General features: G+C 48.9%; 13 protein-coding genes and 4 tRNA genes. 2 read left to right on the top strand and 15 right to left on the bottom strand.

Annotated elements, in window-relative coordinates; genetic code table 11:
- Positions 1-91: 91 nt before the first annotated feature.
- Complete coding sequence (locus SC127_RS01035; RefSeq protein WP_215847942.1) at positions 92-280, top strand: DUF1127 domain-containing protein; 189 nt, start codon at positions 92-94, stop codon at positions 278-280.
- Positions 281-331: 51 nt separating this feature from the next.
- Here SC127_RS01035 and rpoC read toward each other — a convergent pair whose 3' ends face one another.
- The 13 genes from rpoC to SC127_RS01100 form a co-directional block, all read right to left on the bottom strand.
- Complete coding sequence (gene rpoC, locus SC127_RS01040) at positions 332-4,555, bottom strand: DNA-directed RNA polymerase subunit beta' (RefSeq protein ID WP_243080122.1); 4,224 nt, start codon at positions 4,553-4,555, stop codon at positions 332-334.
- A gap of 133 nt (positions 4,556-4,688) precedes the next feature.
- Positions 4,689-8,717 (bottom strand): DNA-directed RNA polymerase subunit beta, encoded by a 4,029-nt coding sequence (gene rpoB, locus SC127_RS01045; RefSeq protein ID WP_243080123.1) that lies wholly within the window; start codon positions 8,715-8,717, stop codon positions 4,689-4,691.
- Positions 8,718-9,047: 330 nt separating this feature from the next.
- A complete protein-coding gene (gene rplL / locus SC127_RS01050) occupies positions 9,048-9,410 on the bottom strand; it encodes a 50S ribosomal protein L7/L12 (protein WP_215847944.1) in 363 nt (120 codons plus the stop codon).
- A 66-nt stretch (positions 9,411-9,476) separates the two neighbouring features.
- On the bottom strand, positions 9,477-9,974 hold the full coding sequence (gene rplJ / locus SC127_RS01055) for a 50S ribosomal protein L10 (protein ID WP_215847945.1): 498 nt from the start codon (positions 9,972-9,974) through the stop codon (positions 9,477-9,479).
- A 297-nt stretch (positions 9,975-10,271) separates the two neighbouring features.
- A complete protein-coding gene (gene rplA / locus SC127_RS01060; protein WP_215847946.1) occupies positions 10,272-10,976 on the bottom strand; it encodes a 50S ribosomal protein L1 in 705 nt (234 codons plus the stop codon).
- Positions 10,977-10,979: 3 nt separating this feature from the next.
- Positions 10,980-11,408 (bottom strand): 50S ribosomal protein L11, encoded by a 429-nt coding sequence (rplK, locus tag SC127_RS01065; RefSeq protein ID WP_215847947.1) that lies wholly within the window; start codon positions 11,406-11,408, stop codon positions 10,980-10,982.
- A 150-nt stretch (positions 11,409-11,558) separates the two neighbouring features.
- On the bottom strand, positions 11,559-12,104 hold the full coding sequence (gene nusG / locus SC127_RS01070) for a transcription termination/antitermination protein NusG (protein WP_017803043.1): 546 nt from the start codon (positions 12,102-12,104) through the stop codon (positions 11,559-11,561).
- Position 12,105: 1 nt separating this feature from the next.
- Positions 12,106-12,489: a preprotein translocase subunit SecE gene (gene secE / locus SC127_RS01075; protein WP_215847949.1), complete on the bottom strand. Its 384-nt coding sequence runs from the start codon at positions 12,487-12,489 to the stop codon at positions 12,106-12,108.
- 229 nt (positions 12,490-12,718) lie between these two features.
- Positions 12,719-13,903 carry an elongation factor Tu gene (gene tuf, locus SC127_RS01080; RefSeq protein ID WP_215847950.1) on the bottom strand — a complete coding sequence of 395 codons (1,185 nt, stop codon included), beginning with the start codon at positions 13,901-13,903 and terminating at the stop codon, positions 12,719-12,721.
- 108 nt (positions 13,904-14,011) lie between these two features.
- A tRNA-Thr gene (locus SC127_RS01085) sits at positions 14,012-14,087 on the bottom strand.
- Between the two features lie 5 nt (positions 14,088-14,092).
- A tRNA-Gly gene (locus SC127_RS01090) sits at positions 14,093-14,167 on the bottom strand.
- A 193-nt stretch (positions 14,168-14,360) separates the two neighbouring features.
- Positions 14,361-14,445 (bottom strand) — tRNA-Tyr (locus SC127_RS01095).
- A gap of 7 nt (positions 14,446-14,452) precedes the next feature.
- Positions 14,453-14,528, bottom strand: a tRNA-Thr gene (locus tag SC127_RS01100).
- Positions 14,529-15,212: 684 nt separating this feature from the next.
- On the opposite strand from SC127_RS01100, the gene coaA reads away from it, so the two are divergent.
- On the top strand, positions 15,213-16,160 hold the full coding sequence (gene coaA / locus SC127_RS01105) for a type I pantothenate kinase (protein ID WP_332624903.1): 948 nt from the start codon (positions 15,213-15,215) through the stop codon (positions 16,158-16,160).
- A 49-nt stretch (positions 16,161-16,209) separates the two neighbouring features.
- On the opposite strand, the gene birA is transcribed toward coaA, so the two are convergent.
- Together birA and murB are read right to left on the bottom strand one after the other, a co-directional pair.
- Positions 16,210-17,169 (bottom strand): bifunctional biotin--[acetyl-CoA-carboxylase] ligase/biotin operon repressor BirA, encoded by a 960-nt coding sequence (gene birA / locus SC127_RS01110; protein WP_332624901.1) that lies wholly within the window; start codon positions 17,167-17,169, stop codon positions 16,210-16,212.
- Positions 17,166-18,203, bottom strand: a complete 1,038-nt coding sequence (murB, locus tag SC127_RS01115) for a UDP-N-acetylmuramate dehydrogenase (RefSeq protein ID WP_332624902.1) — start codon at positions 18,201-18,203, stop codon at positions 17,166-17,168. Before murB ends, birA begins: the two co-directional genes overlap by 4 nt.
- Positions 18,204-18,381 lie beyond the last annotated feature (178 nt).

An 18,381-nucleotide genomic window follows, 5' to 3' on the forward strand; every position in this document is an offset into this window, starting at 1 on the left:
CTGTATGTTAAATAAAGGTGATTTTTGAGTCTGTATCATTACAGTTTAGAAGCCGAAAATAACTCTCAGGCACATTACTGAGGGTAAGATCATGGGATATGAAGAGAATCGAGCAGCGAAACCTTTTTCAGGGACCCCACTCCTTTTGATACGCGTTTTATGGCATAGCTTTAAAAATTGGCAGCTGCGCCGCGAAACGCGAATAATATTGTCGAGGCTGAGTGATACTCAGTTGAAAGATATTGGTATCAGCCGCGATGAATGGAACAAGTTAAATTAAAGACATAAAAAAACCCTGCCGAGGCAGGGTTTTTTATGATGCGGCTAACGATTAATCGTTGTCGCTACCGCCGAGACCGGCGTTCAACAGTTCAGCCAGGCTCGCTGAGGCTTCATCCGCAGTGACCTGCGGTGCTGCCGGCACTTCGCCAATCTGACGGCGACGTGTACGCTCCTGATGATAAGCGTAACCGGTACCGGCTGGGATCAGACGACCCACGATTACGTTCTCTTTCAGGCCACGCAGTTCGTCGCGTTTGCCCGCAACGGCTGCTTCGGTCAGGACACGTGTTGTTTCCTGGAACGATGCGGCAGAGATGAACGATTCGGTTGCCAGTGACGCTTTGGTGATACCCAGCAGGTCACGCATAAAGGTTGCAGCAACTTTTCCGTTCGCTTCCAGTTCGCGGTTAGCGATCTTGATGCGAGAGAATTCTGCTTGCTCACCTTCCAGGAAGTCGGCACTGCCCGCGCTCTGGATGGTCGCTTTACGCAGCATCTGACGAACGATGACTTCGATGTGCTTATCGTTAATCTTAACGCCTTGCAGACGGTAAACTTCCTGCACTTCGTTAGTGATGTAACGCGTCACCGCATGAACGCCACGCAAGCGCAGGATGTCATGTGGAGATTCTGGGCCATCGGAAACCACGTCACCACGCTCAACACGTTCACCTTCGAACACGTTCAGCTGACGCCATTTCGGAATCATCTCTTCGTAATGCTCGCTACCGTCGACTGGTGTAATCACTAAGCGACGCTTGCCTTTTGTCTCTTTACCGAAGGAGATGATACCGCTGATCTCCGCCAGGATAGCTGGCTCTTTCGGGCGACGCGCTTCGAACAAGTCAGCAACGCGTGGCAGACCACCGGTAATATCCTTAGTACCGCCAGATTCTTGCGGAACACGCGACAGCGTATCACCCGCACTGATCTTGACGCCATCTTCCAGCTGAACAATCGCTTTGCCCGGCAGGAAGTACTGAGCTGGCATGTCGGTGCCTGGGATCAAGACATCATCACCGTTAGCATCAACAATTTTCAGCGCAGGACGCAGATCTTTACCACCAGCAGTACGCTCGGCGCTGTCCAATACCACCAGCGATGACAGACCTGTTAAGTCATCTGTCTGACGCGTGATGGTTTGGCCATCGATCATGTCAGTGAAGCGAATATAACCGCCCACTTCCGTGATAACCGGCATGGTATGCGGATCCCAGTTCGCTACAGTTTCGCCTGCAGCAACCTGCTCGCCGTCACCTTTCGCCATAGCAGCACCGTAAGGCACTTTATAGCTTTCTTTGGTGCGTCCGAATTCGTCGATCATTTTCAGTTCGACGTTACGCGAGGTGATCACCAGCTTGCCAGCAGAGTTCGTTACCGACTTAGCGTTGGTCAGCTTGATGGTACCTTTGTTCTTCACCTGAATGCTGGATTCAGCTGCCGCACGCGATGCCGCACCACCGATGTGGAACGTACGCATTGTCAGCTGTGTACCCGGCTCACCGATGGACTGCGCAGCGATAACACCGATCGCTTCACCTTTGTTGATGATGTGACCACGTGCCAGGTCGCGACCATAGCAATGCGCACACACACCAAAATCGGTTTCACAACCTACTACAGAACGGACTTTAACGCTGTCGACAGAGTTCTCTTCCAACAGGTCACAGATGTGTTCATGCATCAGCGTGTTACGTGGAACCAGAATATCTGCGGTGCCAGGCTTCAATACATCTTCAGCAGTTACACGACCAAGAACACGTTCACGCAGCGGCTCTTTAACGTCGCCACCTTCGATGACAGGTGTCATCATGATGCCTTCGTGCGTGCCACAATCGTCTTCTGTAACAACCAAATCCTGCGCAACGTCAACCAGACGACGCGTCAGATAACCGGAGTTAGCTGTTTTCAGTGCGGTATCCGCAAGACCTTTACGTGCACCGTGCGTCGAGATGAAGTACTGAAGTACGTTCAAGCCTTCGCGGAAGTTCGCAGTAATTGGCGTTTCAATGATGGAGCCATCTGGTTTCGCCATCAGACCACGCATACCGGCCAGCTGACGAATCTGTGCAGCAGAACCACGCGCACCAGAGTCGGCCATCATAAAGATGCTGTTAAAGGAAACCTGTTTCTCTTCTACGCCGTCACGGTTAATCACGGTTTCAGTAGAGAGGTTTTCCATCATCGCCTTCGCTACACGCTCATTCGCGGCAGCCCAGATATCGATGACTTTGTTGTAACGTTCGCCAGCGGTAACCAGACCAGACTGGAACTGCTGCTGAATCTCAGTAACTTCAGCTTCTGCTTCGGCAATGATTTCCACTTTCTTAGCTGGAATAACCATGTCGTCGATACCCACAGACGCGCCTGAACGGGCAGCGTATGCGAAACCGGTGTACATCGTCTGGTCAGCAAAGATAACGGTCGGCTTCAGGCCCAAAATGCGGTAACAGGTGTTCAGCATTTTAGAGATAGCTTTTTTACCCAGCGCCTGGTTGACGATGGAGTAAGGCAGACCTTGCGGTACGATCATCCACAGAATCGCACGACCAATGGTGGTGTCGATGATGCTGGTTTTCGCAACGAATTCTTCTTGCTCGTTTTTGCTGTATTCAGTAATACGCACTTTGACGCGTGCATGCAGCTCAGCCAAGCCAGCGCGGTATACACGCTCAGCTTCTTTAGGGCCGGTCAGCACCATGCCTTCGCCTTTAGCATTCACTTTGTCGCGGGTCATGTAGTACAGACCCAGAACAACGTCCTGAGAAGGAACGATGATTGGCTCGCCGTTCGCTGGGGACAGAATGTTGTTAGTCGACATCATCAGCGCACGCGCTTCCAGCTGGGCTTCCAGCGTCAGCGGTACGTGAACAGCCATCTGGTCACCATCGAAGTCGGCGTTATAGGCCGCACAAACCAGCGGGTGCAGCTGGATCGCTTTACCTTCGATCAGAACCGGTTCAAAGGCCTGAATACCCAGACGGTGCAGTGTAGGCGCACGGTTCAGCAGAACCGGGTGCTCACGGATCACTTCGTCAAGGATATCCCAGACAACCGCTTCTTCGCGTTCAACCATTTTCTTCGCGGCTTTGATGGTGGTGGCCAGGCCACGCAGCTCCAACTTGCCGTAAATGAACGGTTTGAACAGCTCAAGTGCCATTTTCTTAGGCAGACCGCACTGATGCAGGCGCAGGTATGGACCTACGGTGATAACCGAACGACCAGAGTAGTCGACACGTTTACCCAGCAGGTTCTGACGGAAACGACCCTGCTTACCTTTGATCATGTCAGCGAGCGATTTCAGCGGACGCTTGTTGGAACCGGTGATCGCACGACCGCGACGACCGTTATCCAGCAATGCATCAACGGCTTCCTGCAACATACGTTTTTCGTTACGAACGATGATGTCTGGCGCAGCCAGATCCAGCAGACGTTTCAAACGGTTGTTACGGTTGATCACGCGGCGATACAGATCGTTCAGATCTGAAGTCGCGAAGCGGCCGCCGTCCAGCGGTACCAGCGGACGCAAATCCGGTGGTAATACAGGCAGCACGGTCAGGATCATCCACTCTGGCTTGTTACCAGACTGAACGAACGCTTCCAGCAGCTTGATACGCTTGGTCAGTTTTTTACGCTTGGTTTCAGAGTTGGTTTCGTTCAGCTCTTCACGCAGCTGCTCGCACTCTTGCTCCAGATCCATGTTTTTCAACAGGGCCTGAATCGCTTCGGCGCCCATTTTAGCGTCGAATTCGTCACCGAACTCTTCTAACGCATCAAGGTATTGCTCTTCAGTCAGAATCTGACGTTTCTCGAGGTTGGTCATGCCACCTTCGATAACAACGTAAGATTCAAAATAGAGCACGCGCTCGATATCGCGCAGTGGCATATCCAGCAGCAAACCAATACGTGATGGCAGTGACTTCAGGAACCAGATGTGCGCAGTTGGCGACGCCAGTTCAATGTGGCCCATGCGCTCACGACGCACTTTAGTTTGGGTTACTTCAACGCCGCATTTCTCACAGATCACTCCGCGATGCTTCAGGCGCTTGTACTTCCCGCACAGGCATTCGTAGTCTTTTACTGGCCCAAAGATACGGGCACAGAACAGACCATCGCGCTCTGGCTTGAAGGTACGGTAGTTGATGGTTTCCGGCTTTTTGACTTCACCGAAAGACCATGAACGGATCATGTCTGGCGAAGCCAGCGCAATCTTGATCGCATTAAACTCTTCGGTTTTAGTCTGCGCTTTTAGAAACTTTAGTAAGTCTTTCACGGATTAGCTCCCGTCGGAGTGAGACTCTCAGGGGCGTTCAACCGAAATTGAACGCCCCATAACCAGTACAATTGCGAGCGCTTTAGCCCTGTATTAAGCCGCTGCACAGAGGGCTGCGGCTTAAAATTCAGGGTTACTCGTCTTCCAGCTCAATGTTGATACCCAGCGAGCGAATCTCTTTCAACAGTACGTTGAAGGATTCTGGCATGCCCGGTTCCATCTGATGATTGCCGTCTACGATGTTTTTATACATCTTAGTACGACCGTTCACGTCATCAGACTTAACGGTAAGCATTTCCTGCAGGGTATATGCAGCGCCGTATGCTTCCAGCGCCCACACTTCCATCTCACCGAAGCGCTGACCACCGAACTGCGCCTTACCACCCAGCGGCTGCTGAGTAACCAGGCTATAGGAACCGGTAGAACGCGCATGCATCTTGTCATCAACCAAGTGGTTGAGTTTCAGCATGTACATATAACCTACGGTTACCTGACGTTCGAACTGCTCACCGGTACGACCATCAAACAGCGTAATCTGACCCGAAGAAGGCAAGCCACCGAGCTCTAACAGCTCTTTGATTTCGCTTTCTTTCGCGCCGTCGAACACTGGCGTCGCGATTGGCATACCTTTTTTCAGGTTCTCAGCCAAACGCAGCACTTCATCATCGCTGAAGGTGTTCAGATCAACTGTCTGACGAAGGTCGCTACCCAGATCGTAAGCACGCTGGATAAAGTCACGCAGTTTTGCGACTTCTTCCTGCTTCTTCAGCATGGCGTTGATCTTCTCGCCGATACCTTTCGCCGCCATACCTAAGTGCGTCTCAAGGATCTGACCGATGTTCATACGTGATGGTACGCCCAGCGGGTTCAGTACGATGTCGACCGGCGTGCCGTTCTCATCGTAAGGCATATCTTCGATCGGGTTGATCTTGGAGATAACACCTTTGTTACCGTGACGACCAGCCATCTTGTCACCCGGTTGGATCTGACGTTTAACAGCCAGATAAACCTTAACGATTTTCAACACGCCTGGTGCCAAATCATCGCCTTGGGTGATCTTACGACGCTTACCTTCGAGTTTTTTCTCAAACTCGTGCTTCAGCTCATCGTACTGCTCTGCCAGCTGTTCCAGCTGGTTTTGCTTAGCTTCATCAGTCAGGCCGAGTTCTAACCAGCGCTCACGAGGCAGTTTGTCCAACTTATCCGCTTCAACGCCACCAGAAATCAGTACCGCTTGAATACGGCTGAACAGGCCAGCTTCGAAGATCTTCAGTTCTTCAGACAGGTCTTTCTTGGCCTGCTTCAGCTGCATCTCTTCGATTTCCAGCGCACGCTTGTCTTTTTCCACGCCATCGCGGGTAAAGACCTGAACGTCAATAACCGTGCCCGAAACACCGTTCGGTACGCGCAGTGACGAATCTTTCACGTCAGACGCTTTTTCACCGAAGATGGCACGCAGCAGTTTTTCTTCTGGAGTCAGCTGAGTTTCGCCTTTAGGCGTCACTTTACCGACCAGAATGTCACCACCAGTCACTTCTGCACCGATATAAACGATGCCGGACTCATCCAGTTTAGAAAGCGCAGCTTCACCCACGTTCGGGATATCAGCCGTGATTTCTTCTGGCCCCAGCTTGGTGTCACGAGACACACACGCCAGCTCCTGGATATGAATGGTGGTGAAGCGATCTTCCTGAACAACACGCTCGGAGACTAAGATGGAGTCTTCGAAGTTGTAACCGTTCCACGGCATGAACGCTACGCGCATGTTCTGGCCCAGTGCCAGTTCACCGAGATCGGTGGACGGACCATCTGCCAACACGTCGCCGCGCTCAACCGGCTCATCCAGGGACACGCAAGGCATCTGGTTGATGCAGGTGTTCTGGTTAGAACGGGTGTATTTAGTCAGGTTGTAAATGTCGATACCGGCTTCGCCCGCATGCATTTCGTCTTCGTTAACTTTGATAACGATACGAGAAGCATCAACGTACTGAACAGTACCACCACGTTTCGCTACGGCGGTAACACCGGAGTCAACCGCAACTGCGCGCTCCATACCTGTACCAACCAGCGGCTTATCAGCACGCAGAGTTGGAACGGCCTGACGTTGCATGTTCGCACCCATCAAGGCGCGGTTGGCGTCATCGTGTTCCAGGAACGGGATCAGTGACGCACCGACAGAAACCACCTGCTGGGTGGAAACGTCCATGTAGTCAACCTGATCGCGGCTGAACAAGCTTGATTCGCCTTTGCTACGGCAAGTTACCAGGTCATCAACAAACGCACCGTTTTCATCAAGTTCGGCGTTCGCCTGAGCGATAACGTAGTTACCCTCTTCAATTGCAGAGAGGTAATGAATTTCATCAGAAACCACACTGTCGATAACACGACGATACGGGGTTTCCAGGAAGCCATACTCATTGGTCTGTGCATAAACAGACAAGGAGTTGATCAGACCGATGTTTGGACCTTCCGGCGTTTCGATTGGGCAAACACGACCGTAGTGCGTTGGGTGTACGTCACGCACTTCAAAGCCGGCACGCTCACGCGTCAAACCGCCCGGACCGAGAGCAGAAATACGACGCTTATGCGTGATCTCTGACAACGGATTGTTCTGATCCATAAACTGTGACAGCTGGCTCGAACCGAAGAACTCTTTCACCGCCGCCGAAATCGGCTTGGCGTTGATCATGTCCTGAGGCATCAACGTATCAAGGTCGCCCAGAGAAAGACGCTCTTTCACTGCACGCTCAACACGTACCAGACCAACACGGAACTGGTTCTCAGCCATTTCACCGACTGAACGAATACGACGGTTACCGAGGTGGTCGATATCGTCCACTTCGCCTTTACCGTTACGGATATCGATCAGTTTCTTCATAACTTCGATGATGTCTTCTTTGCTCAGAATACCTGAGCCTTCGATTTCATCACGCAGCAATGAACGGTTGAACTTCATACGGCCTACAGCAGAGAGATCGTAACGATCTTCAGAGAAGAACAAGTTCTCAAACAAGTTCTCTGCGGCTTCACGCGTTGGCGGCTCACCAGGACGCATCATGCGGTAGATCTCAACCAGTGCGCTCAGACGATCGCTGGTTGGGTCAACACGCAGGGTCTCGGAGATATAAGGGCCGTGATCCAAGTCGTTAGTGAACAGCGTTTCAATGCGCTTGTGACCGGCTTGGCTCAATTTAGCCAGCAGATCCAGCGACAGCTCCATGTTGGCAGCAATGATCAGTTCACCTGTGCTCTCATCGATATAATCTTTAGAGACCACTTTGCCCGCAATGTATTCAACCGGTACTTCGATGTGCTGAATGCCATCTTTTTCCAGCTGACGAATGTGGCGAGCAGTGATGCGACGCGCTTTCTCAACGTATACCGTGCCGTTTGCTTCGATATCGAAGGTGGCGGTTTCACCGCGCAGGCGCTCAGGCACCAATTCCATCTGCAGCTTGTTATCACGGATTTCAAACACCACTTTCTCGAAGAAGATATCGAGAACTTGTGCAGTGGTGTATTGCAGTGCGCGCAGAATGATAGTGGCCGGCAGCTTACGACGACGGTCAATACGGACAAAAAGGTTGTCTTTCGGGTCGAACTCAAAATCGAGCCATGAACCGCGATAAGGAATAATGCGTGCGTTGTACAGCACTTTACCCGAAGAGTGGGTTTTACCCTTATCGCTGTCGAAGAACACGCCAGGACTACGGTGCAGCTGAGAAACGATAACACGCTCAGTACCGTTGATAACAAAGGTACCGTTGTCGGTCATGAGCGGAATTTCGCCCATGTAGACTTCTTGTTCTTTAATGTCTTTTACGGTGCCTTCTGGCGCTTCGCGCTCATAGATCACCAGACGCAGTTTCACGCGCAGCGGTGCCGAGTAGGTCACGCCACGGATCTGACACTCTTTCACGTCAAAGACAGGTTCACCCAGACGATAGCTCACATACTGCAATTCTGAATTGCCGCTGTAGCTCGCGATAGGGAAGACGGAACGGAATGCAGCTTCCAGTCCGTACTGACCTTCTGGATCTTGCTCGATAAACTTCTGGAACGAATCAAGCTGGATGGAAAGGAGATAAGGTATGTCCAAAACTTGTGGACGTTTACCAAAATCCTTACGAATACGTTTTTTCTCGGTATAGGAGTAAACCATAGGGTTCCTCAGCTAGCTGACAAGTCGACCCACGCTGTCCGTCCTGAAAGGACAGTTCATGCAACACGATTTTGTTTGATTCACAGACTGCGCGGCAGTATGTGCAATACCTCTTTCTATCACTCTTAAATCATTTCATCGCTTTAGTGTGGGCAGGGAACCCTCACAGAAAAGCGGTATATCAAGTCGTCGATAGAGAAAGATATTGAAGAGCAACAATGGACAAACAGTGTGAAACCCCATTGAGGCCCTGTAGCGCAAAAAGGCTGGTGACCATAAAGTCACCAGCCATCAGTCTGAAACTACTCAGACTGCAACCCTAAGGTTGTCTTACTTAACTTCAACTTCAGCGCCAGCTTCTTTCAGAGCAGCTTCAAGTGCAGCTGCGTCATCTTTGCTGATGCCTTCTTTGATCACGCCAGTTGCTTCAACCAGATCTTTGGCTTCTTTCAGGCCCAGACCAGTTGCGCTACGAACGGCTTTGATTACTGCAACTTTGTTCGCGCCAACAGCTTTCAGTACGACGTCGAATTCAGTTTTCTCTTCAACAGCTTCAGCTGGGCCAGCAGCAACAGCTACAGCAGCAGCAGCAGAAACGCCGAATTTTTCTTCCATAGCAGAAACCAGCTCAACTACTTCCATTACGGACATAGCTGCAACAGCTTCCAGAATTTGGTCTTTAGTGATAGACATGTGTATTGTTCCTAAGAATCAGAAAAAGTTTATACGTTAGCAAGTACGAAGAAAAAGAATTTGGCCTTAAGCCGCTTCTTTTGCATCGCGAACAGCAGCCAGAGTGCGGACCAATTTGCCTGCAGCGGCTTCTTTCATGGTCGACATCAGACGTGCCAATGCTTCTTCGTAGGTCGGCAGAGTTGCCAGACGGTCAATATCAGCCGCCGTGATCAGCTCACCTTCAAAGGCCGCAGCTTTGACCTCAAATTTTGCATTCGCTTTCGCGAAATCTTTGAACAGACGAGCAGCAGCGCCCGGGTGTTCCATAGAATATGCAATCAGGGTCGGACCAACAAACGTGTCTTTCAGGCACTCAAACTGAGTACCCTCAACGACGCGGCGCAGCAAGGTGTTGCGGACAACACGCATGTAAACGCCAGCTTCACGACCTGCTTTACGCAGTTCGGTCATTTTATCAACGGTAACGCCACGAGAATCCGCAACAACCGCTGAAAGCGCACCTTTGGCTACTTCGCTGACTTCAGCAACAATCGCTTGTTTGTCTTGAAGATTTAATGCCATTAGCTTTAGCTCCTGGATTTGACCGGGGAAGGATTTCCCCGGAACTCACTTCACTTACTTATCCCGAGGGAAAATAAGCGCTATTACACGGTGAGCAGAATCCAGCTAAGAAAAAATTCTTTTGGTTCTGTCACCGTCTACGCAGGGGATTAAGCGTTACATCCGAAAATGTGCAGCTCCTGCGGTCTTGGACGGAGGCCAGGATAAGGCCTGGCTCCAACCTAAATACTTTGGCATGCGTATACGCATAACGGGCGTAAGATTCTAGGTGAATTTTTCGCCCGTTTCAAGCAGCAATTAGTTTGCTGTTGCGCTCAGACCAGCCTGATCAACGGCAAGACCAGCACCCATGGTGGTGGAGAGGCTGACTTTCTTGATGTACACGCCTTTCGCCTGTGATGGTTTTGCTTTTTTCAGCGCAACCAGCAGAGATTCCAGGTTTTCTTTCAATTTGTCAGCGTCAAAATCCACTTTACCGATGGTGGTATGGATGATGCCGTTTTTGTCGTTACGATAACGAACCTGACCCGCTTTAGCATTTTTAACTGCTTCAGCAACGTTAGGCGTTACAGTACCAACTTTAGGGTTTGGCATCAGACCACGTGGGCCCAGAACCTGGCCTAACTGGCCAACAACGCGCATTGCATCTGGAGATGCAATAACAACGTCAAAGTTCATTTCGCCTTTTTTGATCTGATCAGCCAGATCTTCCATACCTACCAGCTCAGCGCCAGCTGCTTTAGCAGCTTCTGCATTTGCGCCTTGGGCAAATACAGCAACGCGTACTGAACGGCCAGTACCGTGCGGCAGCACAGTTGCGCCACGTACGTTCTGATCAGATTTACGAGCGTCGATGCCGAGGTTAACAGCAACGTCAACGCTTTCTACGAATTTAGCAGTAGCCAGTTCTTTCAGCAGAGCAACGGCTTCAGCGATGTCATACTGTTTAGTCGCGTCCACTTTGTCGCGGATCACGCTCATGCGCTTGGTCAGCTTAGCCATTTCTTAATCCTCTACTACCAGGCCCATGGAACGAGCAGTACCTTCGATGGAGCGAGTCATCGCTTCAACGTCAGAACCAGTCATGTCCGCAGCTTTGGTTTCTGCGATTTCACGTACCTGAGTACGCGTTACTTTACCGACTTTGTCTTTATTCGGCTTACCAGAACCAGATTTGATGCCTGCTGCTTTTTTCAGCAGAACGGCGGCTGGAGGCGTTTTAGTAACGAAGGTGAAAGAACGGTCGCTGTATACAGTGATAACAACAGGAGTCGGCAGACCTTTCTCTAAAGATTCGGTCTTAGCGTTGAACGCTTTACAGAATTCCATGATGTTAACACCCTGCTGACCCAGAGCTGGACCAACCGGTGGACTTGGGTTCGCCATACCAGCTGCAACCTGCAGCTTGACGTAGGCTTGTACTTTCTTAGCCATGATATTTCCTCAATTGGGTTTTAGCGCCTGAATAGACAGGCTCCCCGTGATAACGATTTATACGCTAGCAAGAGCGCATAAAAACAAAAGGCGCGAAATTGTAGTGAAATTTCGCGCCTGCTGCAATAGCTAAATTGTGAGCAGAAAAAGTTAGCCTTTTTCTACCTGACCAAAGTCGAGTTCGACAGGGGTAGCACGTCCAAATATTGAAACGGACACTTTCAGGCGGCTCTTCTCGTAATCCACCTCTTCCACTACACCATTAAAGTCAGCAAACGGACCATCACTAACACGGACCATTTCGCCTGGCTCGAACATCGTTTTAGGACGCGGCTTATCTCCAACCTGCTGCAGGCGGTTCATAATCGCGTCGACTTCTTTGTCGCTTATTGGCGCTGGGCGGTCAGATGTACCACCGATGAACCCCATTACGCGAGGAACGCTGCGTACGAGGTGCCAACTAGCGTCATTCATGACCATCTGTACCAGAACGTAACCCGGGAAAAACTTGCGCTCGCTTTTACGACGCTGACCGCCACGGATCTCAACCACTTCTTCAGTTGGAACCATAACATCGCCAAACAGTTCTTCCATGTTGTGCAATTTGATGTGCTCACGTAGTGATTGCGCTACGCGGCCTTCAAAACCGGAAAACGCCTGCACGACGTACCAGCGTTTTTTTGGAGCTTCAGACATCTCAGAACCTCAGGCCAGTGATAAACGATACCAGACGGACCAGAATACCATCTAGCCCCCACAAAATCAGTGACATCACGGCGGTAACCGCGGCAACGATTAACGTGGTGTGCAGCGTTTCCTGGCGAGTCGGCCAAATGACCTTACGCATTTCGGTTCTTGCTTCACGTGCAAAAGCCACGGTCGCTTTGCCTTTTATCGTTAAAAGCGCTATGCCGCCAGCCGCTGCGATCAGCACGACCACAGCTAGCGCACGCAGAGGTAATGTCACATCGCGAAAGTAATAATTACCCACAATTGCCGCGAGTAACAACACTGCTACGACCAGCCACTTTACCGCTTCCAGGCCGCGCCCGCTCCCTTGAGCTTCGGTATTCGCACTCATAAACCAACCTGCCACAATAATTCAGAAACTATTCTGCCCCGCAGTGCGAGGCATCCAAACCGAATGAGCTTTTGGGGCGTAACTCGGCATCCAACGCCGCATAACAGAGCCTGTCTCAACAATGATTATGGTTGAAAATCACTGATGAGCCAGGTTCTATGAGACAGCGTGCAAAAAGGGCATCAAATGATGCCCTTTTCGTGTGCATTGCGTCAAATGTTATCGATAATTATGCGATAACTTTGGCAACAACGCCCGCACCAACGGTACGGCCGCCTTCACGGATTGCGAAGCGCAGACCGTCGTCCATAGCGATTGGGTGAATCAGGGTAACAATCATTTTGATGTTGTCGCCCGGCATTACCATCTCAACGCCTTCTGGCAGCTCTACTGAGCCAGTCACGTCAGTTGTACGGAAGTAGAACTGTGGACGGTAGCCTTTGAAGAACGGAGTATGACGGCCGCCTTCGTCTTTCGACAGAATATAAACTTCTGATTCGAACTGGGTGTGTGGCTTGATTGAGCCTGGCTTAGCCAGAACCTGTCCACGCTGGATGTCTTCACGCTTGATACCGCGCAGCAGAACACCACAGTTTTCGCCAGCCTGACCCTGATCCAGCAGTTTGCGGAACATTTCAACGCCGGTACAGGTTGATTTCACGGTATCTTTGATACCAACGATTTCAACTTCGTCGCCGACTTTAACGATGCCGCGCTCAACACGACCGGTAACAACAGTACCACGGCCAGAGATTGAGAATACGTCTTCGATTGGCAGCAGGAACGGCTTGTCAATTGCACGCGTTGGATCTGGGATATAAGTATCCAGGTATCCAGCCAGCTCAGTGATTTTCGCTTCCCACTCAGCTTCGCCTTGCAGCGCTTTCAGAGCAGAACCACGAACGATTGGAGTATCGTCGCCTGGGAAATCATACTGAGTCAGCAGATCACGGACTTCCATCTCAACCAGTTCCAGCAGCTCTTCATCATCAACCATGTCGCACTTGTTCAGGAACACGATGATGTAAGGAACGCCAACCTGACGACCCAGCAGGATGTGCTCACGGGTCTGAGGCATTGGGCCGTCAGTCGCAGCAACAACCAGGATCGCGCCATCCATCTGCGCAGCACCGGTGATCATGTTTTTTACATAATCGGCGTGGCCTGGGCAGTCAACGTGTGCGTAGTGACGAGTAGCGGTTTCATACTCAACGTGAGCGGTGTTGATGGTGATCCCGCGCGCTTTCTCTTCTGGAGTGCTATCGATTTGATCGAATGCACGAGCCTGACCACCGCTGGTTTTAGCCAGAACGGTAGTGATTGCTGCAGTCAGAGTGGTTTTACCGTGGTCAACGTGACCGATGGTGCCCACGTTTACGTGCAGTTTATTACGTTGAAATTGTTCTTTAGCCATCGTTTGTCCCTCTAAGACACGGATATATCAAAGATATCATGACATTAACCAGGCAGTGCCTGACTGCAAGGAATTACAGAGAGAAAATCAGGAGGGAGATAAAGGAAGTGGTGCTGATACCCAGAGTCGAACTGGGGACCTCACCCTTACCAAGGGTGCGCTCTACCAACTGAGCCATATCAGCACATCTGGAGCGGGCAGCGGGAATCGAACCCGCATCATCAGCTTGGAAGGCTGAGGTAATAGCCATTATACGATGCCCGCATCCTGGAACTCGGCTACCTGTTCTTTCTGTAGCTTGTGAATAGTAAGAGAAGTCCCCCTACTATTCTTAGCCTGTCAGCGTTGCTGACTGGCTTTGACTGCGCTAATGCACAATCTGAATTCAGGGTGAGAAGAAGTGACTCACCTGACAGATAAACTGATTGTTTATCAGTTCTCAACCCGAGGGTTGAAATGGTGGTGGGAGAAGGATTCGAACCTTCGAAGTCTGTGACGGCAGATTTACAGTCTGCTCCCTTTGGCCGCTCGGGAATCCCACCTACTTGATGGTGCCGGCTACCGGAATCGAACTGGTGACCTACTGATTACAAGTCAGTTGCTCTACCAACTGAGCTAAGCCGGCATCAAGTGACGCGCATTCTAGGAAGGTCGGCGGTTTGATGCAACAAAAAAAACGCTATTTTTGTTCTTTCGCTTACTATTTGTGCGAATCAAAGCAAATCAGGCTAATTTTGAAGAAAAATTGCTCGATTACGTTGTCTTTTCCATAGAATAATCAAAAGTGCAGTACGTGTTTTTAGATTTGAAGCTCATCATTTTCTATAAAAGAATTTCGCTAGCCCTCCTGGCAGATGAAAAACAATGAAGATTTGCCTCTTACACCTTTGTAGTACTGCTCTAATGCTGCCTTTTTTGGTACGGTTAGGTTAAAGAAAAGTCAGTATGAGAATTTTATCTCTATATAGCGCTCGTATTACATGATTCACCATCAACCAAACACAACATATAGCGGCTGGATAACGAATGTTGTGAATGACCCTGATGTGCACTACCGCCAATCATCTCTTTTACCTACCCACCTTTATGTTTCTCAATCAAGTCAACTCACTACAGTTACAGCAAAAATGCGGTCTCGCTTGCGAAAGCAGTAACGCAAATATCTTTTTGCTTCTTTCAAAAGCCATACTGGTGATACCCTCCATTCCAATGTTCCCGACCTTAAAACAGTAGACAGCACCCCATCTTCGTTATGATGTTGCCTCTCAGGAAATCATGCTTGGTGGAAAAATTGCTGCCAGATATGCTTATGGACAAAACAACACAACTCACAACGCCTTACTTACAGTTCACTCGTACGCAATGGGCTGCATTGCGCGATTCTGTTCCAATGACCTTATCAGAGGATGAAATCGCACAATTAAAAGGAATCAATGAAGATCTTTCATTGGAAGAAGTTGCTGAAATTTATTTGCCTCTTTCTCGCCTTCTAAATTTTTACATCAGCTCGAACTTGCGTCGTCAAGCTGTGCTGGAACAATTCTTAGGCACTAACGGGCAAAAGATTCCCTATATAATAAGTATTGCTGGCAGTGTTGCGGTGGGCAAAAGTACTACAGCTCGTGTATTACAAGCGCTCCTGAGTCGCTGGCCAGAGCATCGTAAGGTGGAGTTGATTACTACTGATGGATTTCTTCATCCTAATGCCGTGCTCAAAGAGCGTGGTTTGATGAAGAAAAAAGGTTTTCCACAATCGTATGATATGCACCGCTTGGTGAATTTTGTCTCCGACCTGAAATCAGGAGCGAGGCAGGTAACAGCACCTGTTTATTCTCATCTTACTTATGATGTCATTCCTGATGGTGACAAGATTGTTCACCAACCTGACATACTTATCCTGGAAGGATTAAACGTTTTACAAAGCGGCATGGATTATCCCCACGATCCTCATCACGTATTTGTATCTGACTTTGTGGACTTTTCCATTTATGTTGATGCCGAAGAAGAGCTTTTAAAAAATTGGTATATCAATCGATTTTTGAAATTCCGCCAAGGAGCATTTAGCGATCCTGACTCCTATTTTCACCACTATTCTCAATTACCTGAAAATGAAGCGGTCGAAATAGCCAGCAATTTATGGAAAGAGATCAACTGGTTGAATTTAAAAGAAAATATATTACCAACACGCGAGCGGGCGAGTCTAATAATGACTAAAAGTAGCAACCATGCTGTCGACGAAGTACGCTTAAGAAAATAGTGTGTTGGCAATTATAAATATAAATGCCTGCTTTTAAGCAGGCTTTTATTTAATTTGGTCTTAAAGAAATTTCACCACCGATCCAAGATTTAATTTGGCCATCTTGCTCTAACAATAAGCCACCTTGATCATCAACGCCTCGGGCAATACCGTGAACTTCCCGTTCACCTATAAGTAATTTCACCGGGCGATTAATGAAATTATCCAGCGCTGCCCAACGCGTTATAAAGGGCTTTAGGCCATCGACTTCAAATACAGACAATGCTTCACGTAAACTGTTTATAAGCTTAGCGGCGAGCTCATTTCGATCAATGTTGACATCCGCTTCTTGCAGATTAATCCAACCTTGGTTAATTTGAGTCGCTTCAGCGCTACGCATAGCTAAATTGATGCCAGCGCCTATAACAATTTGCGCAGCATCGCCTGTTTTTCCGGTTAACTCCACCAATATACCTGCAAGTTTACGATCATTAAGATAAAGATCGTTTGGCCATTTAACCCTTACTTTTTCTGCGCCTAAAGCTTGCAAAGTTTCAGCCATGACTATGCCAATAACTAAACTAAGCCCCATCGCAGCAGCAGGGCCTTGCTCCAACCGCCAGTACATTGACATATATAAATTTGCGCCGAATGGAGAAAACCATTGACGTCCACGTCGCCCACGGCCCGCTTGTTGATATTCAGCAATACAAGCATCACCCGACTGAAGTTCATTTATTCGATCCAATAAATACTGATTAGTCGAATCAATAACAGGGATAACGGCCAAGTTAGGATTCTTCAACTTAGCTATAATTTCTGCTTCATTTAACAATTTCATTGGCGACGGCAAGCTATAACCTTTACCGGTTACAGTGTAGATATCCAGGCCCCAGCCTTTTAGAGTTTGAAAATGCTTATTAATAGCTGCCCGGCTCATGCCGAGCAGCTCACCAAGTTGTTCACCTGAATGAAATTCTCCATCAGATAATATTTCAACCAGCTTGAGCGGAACGCTGTGATCTTTCATGATATTACCTCAACCGCATTGCATTCACCTTGGGCTTGAATAAACCTTACTTCTGGCTCAAGCCACACTTCAAATTTTTTTCCAACCTGAGCACGCACTACTTTAGCCAGAGTAACAATATCTTGTGGGGAAGCATTATCAGCATTGATTAAAACTAATGCTTGTTGCTCATGCACCGCAGCTCCTCCAATGCGAAATCCTTTCAGCTGACATTGGTCAATTAACCAACCCGCTGCTAATTTAATCTCACCCGAAGCTTGCGGATAATGAGGTATATCAGGAAAGCATGATATTAGCGTGGCAGCTTTCTCATAGCTAACTACAGGGTTTTTAAAAAAACTGCCTACATTCCCCGTTACCGCAGGATTAGGCAGTTTACTTTGTCGCATATTGCAAACAGCGTTATAGACTTCCCATGCAGTTACTGTAGCGGGGTTTAACGACCTTAAATCACCATATGACAATATTGGTTGCCATTTCTTTTTTAGTTTGAATCCTACAGCGATGATCGCATACCCAAACTGATATTGGTGTTTGAAGATACTATCTCGATAAGCGAATTGGCATTCATTCTGCTGCAGTCTTTCAGTTTTTCCTGTCCGTAAATTGAGTATATCGACATACTCACAGACATCTTTTAATTCGAGGCCATAGGCACCAATATTTTGAATTGGCGAAGAACCCACCATTCCAGGTATTAAAGCCAGGTTTTCCAAGCCTGGAATACCTTTTTCCAAGGTAATTTGGACCAGGCGATGCCAATTCTCTCCAGCTCCTACATGTAGCTTCCAACTTTCAGTTTCCTCGCGAATCTCGATCCCCTTGATTCGATTGAGTACAACTGTCCCGTCAAAATTTTCCATGAAAAGTACATTACTTCCTTCACCGAGAATAAGGAATGGAGAATGCTCGATTTGGCTTGCCTGCCAAGCTTTTAAAATATCTTCAGGGGATTTTGCAACAATACGCATTTGTGTGCTGACATCGAGACCAAGCGTGTTGTCGGCTTTTAAGGAAGGATGCTGGATAGACATTTTACGGCCTTAACTAATTTAAACTTTTAGTAGTTTACCGCATCACATACAGCATGTTGGGATGATTTTATCGCTTATAATCGAAAGCCAGTACAAACTCCAGACGTAAAAAAGCCCTTTGCGGATGCAAAGGGCTTTTTTACTTATTTGATGCCTGGCAGTTCCCTACTCTCGCATG

Source organism: Pantoea sp. T14 (assembly GCF_036663535.1).
In the GTDB taxonomy this organism is placed as follows: Bacteria; Pseudomonadota; Gammaproteobacteria; order Enterobacterales; family Enterobacteriaceae; genus Pantoea; species Pantoea phytostimulans.

Excerpts from the sequence above, each read along its gene's own strand:
- coaA (WP_332624903.1), top strand. The coding sequence starts at position 15,213 with ATGGACAAAACAACACAACTCACAACGCCTTACTTACAGTTCACTCGT.
- nusG (WP_017803043.1), bottom strand. The coding sequence starts at position 12,104 with ATGTCTGAAGCTCCAAAAAAACGCTGGTACGTCGTGCAGGCGTTTTCC.
- rpoB (WP_243080123.1), bottom strand. The coding sequence starts at position 8,717 with ATGGTTTACTCCTATACCGAGAAAAAACGTATTCGTAAGGATTTTGGT.
- rplK (WP_215847947.1), bottom strand. The coding sequence starts at position 11,408 with ATGGCTAAGAAAGTACAAGCCTACGTCAAGCTGCAGGTTGCAGCTGGT.
- birA (WP_332624901.1), bottom strand. The coding sequence starts at position 17,169 with ATGAAAGATCACAGCGTTCCGCTCAAGCTGGTTGAAATATTATCTGAT.
- SC127_RS01035 (WP_215847942.1), top strand. The coding sequence starts at position 92 with ATGGGATATGAAGAGAATCGAGCAGCGAAACCTTTTTCAGGGACCCCA.
- tuf (WP_215847950.1), bottom strand. The coding sequence starts at position 13,903 with ATGGCTAAAGAACAATTTCAACGTAATAAACTGCACGTAAACGTGGGC.
- rplJ (WP_215847945.1), bottom strand. The coding sequence starts at position 9,974 with ATGGCATTAAATCTTCAAGACAAACAAGCGATTGTTGCTGAAGTCAGC.
- murB (WP_332624902.1), bottom strand. The coding sequence starts at position 18,203 with ATGTCTATCCAGCATCCTTCCTTAAAAGCCGACAACACGCTTGGTCTC.
- secE (WP_215847949.1), bottom strand. The coding sequence starts at position 12,489 with ATGAGTGCGAATACCGAAGCTCAAGGGAGCGGGCGCGGCCTGGAAGCG.
- rplA (WP_215847946.1), bottom strand. The coding sequence starts at position 10,976 with ATGGCTAAGCTGACCAAGCGCATGAGCGTGATCCGCGACAAAGTGGAC.
- rplL (WP_215847944.1), bottom strand. The coding sequence starts at position 9,410 with ATGTCTATCACTAAAGACCAAATTCTGGAAGCTGTTGCAGCTATGTCC.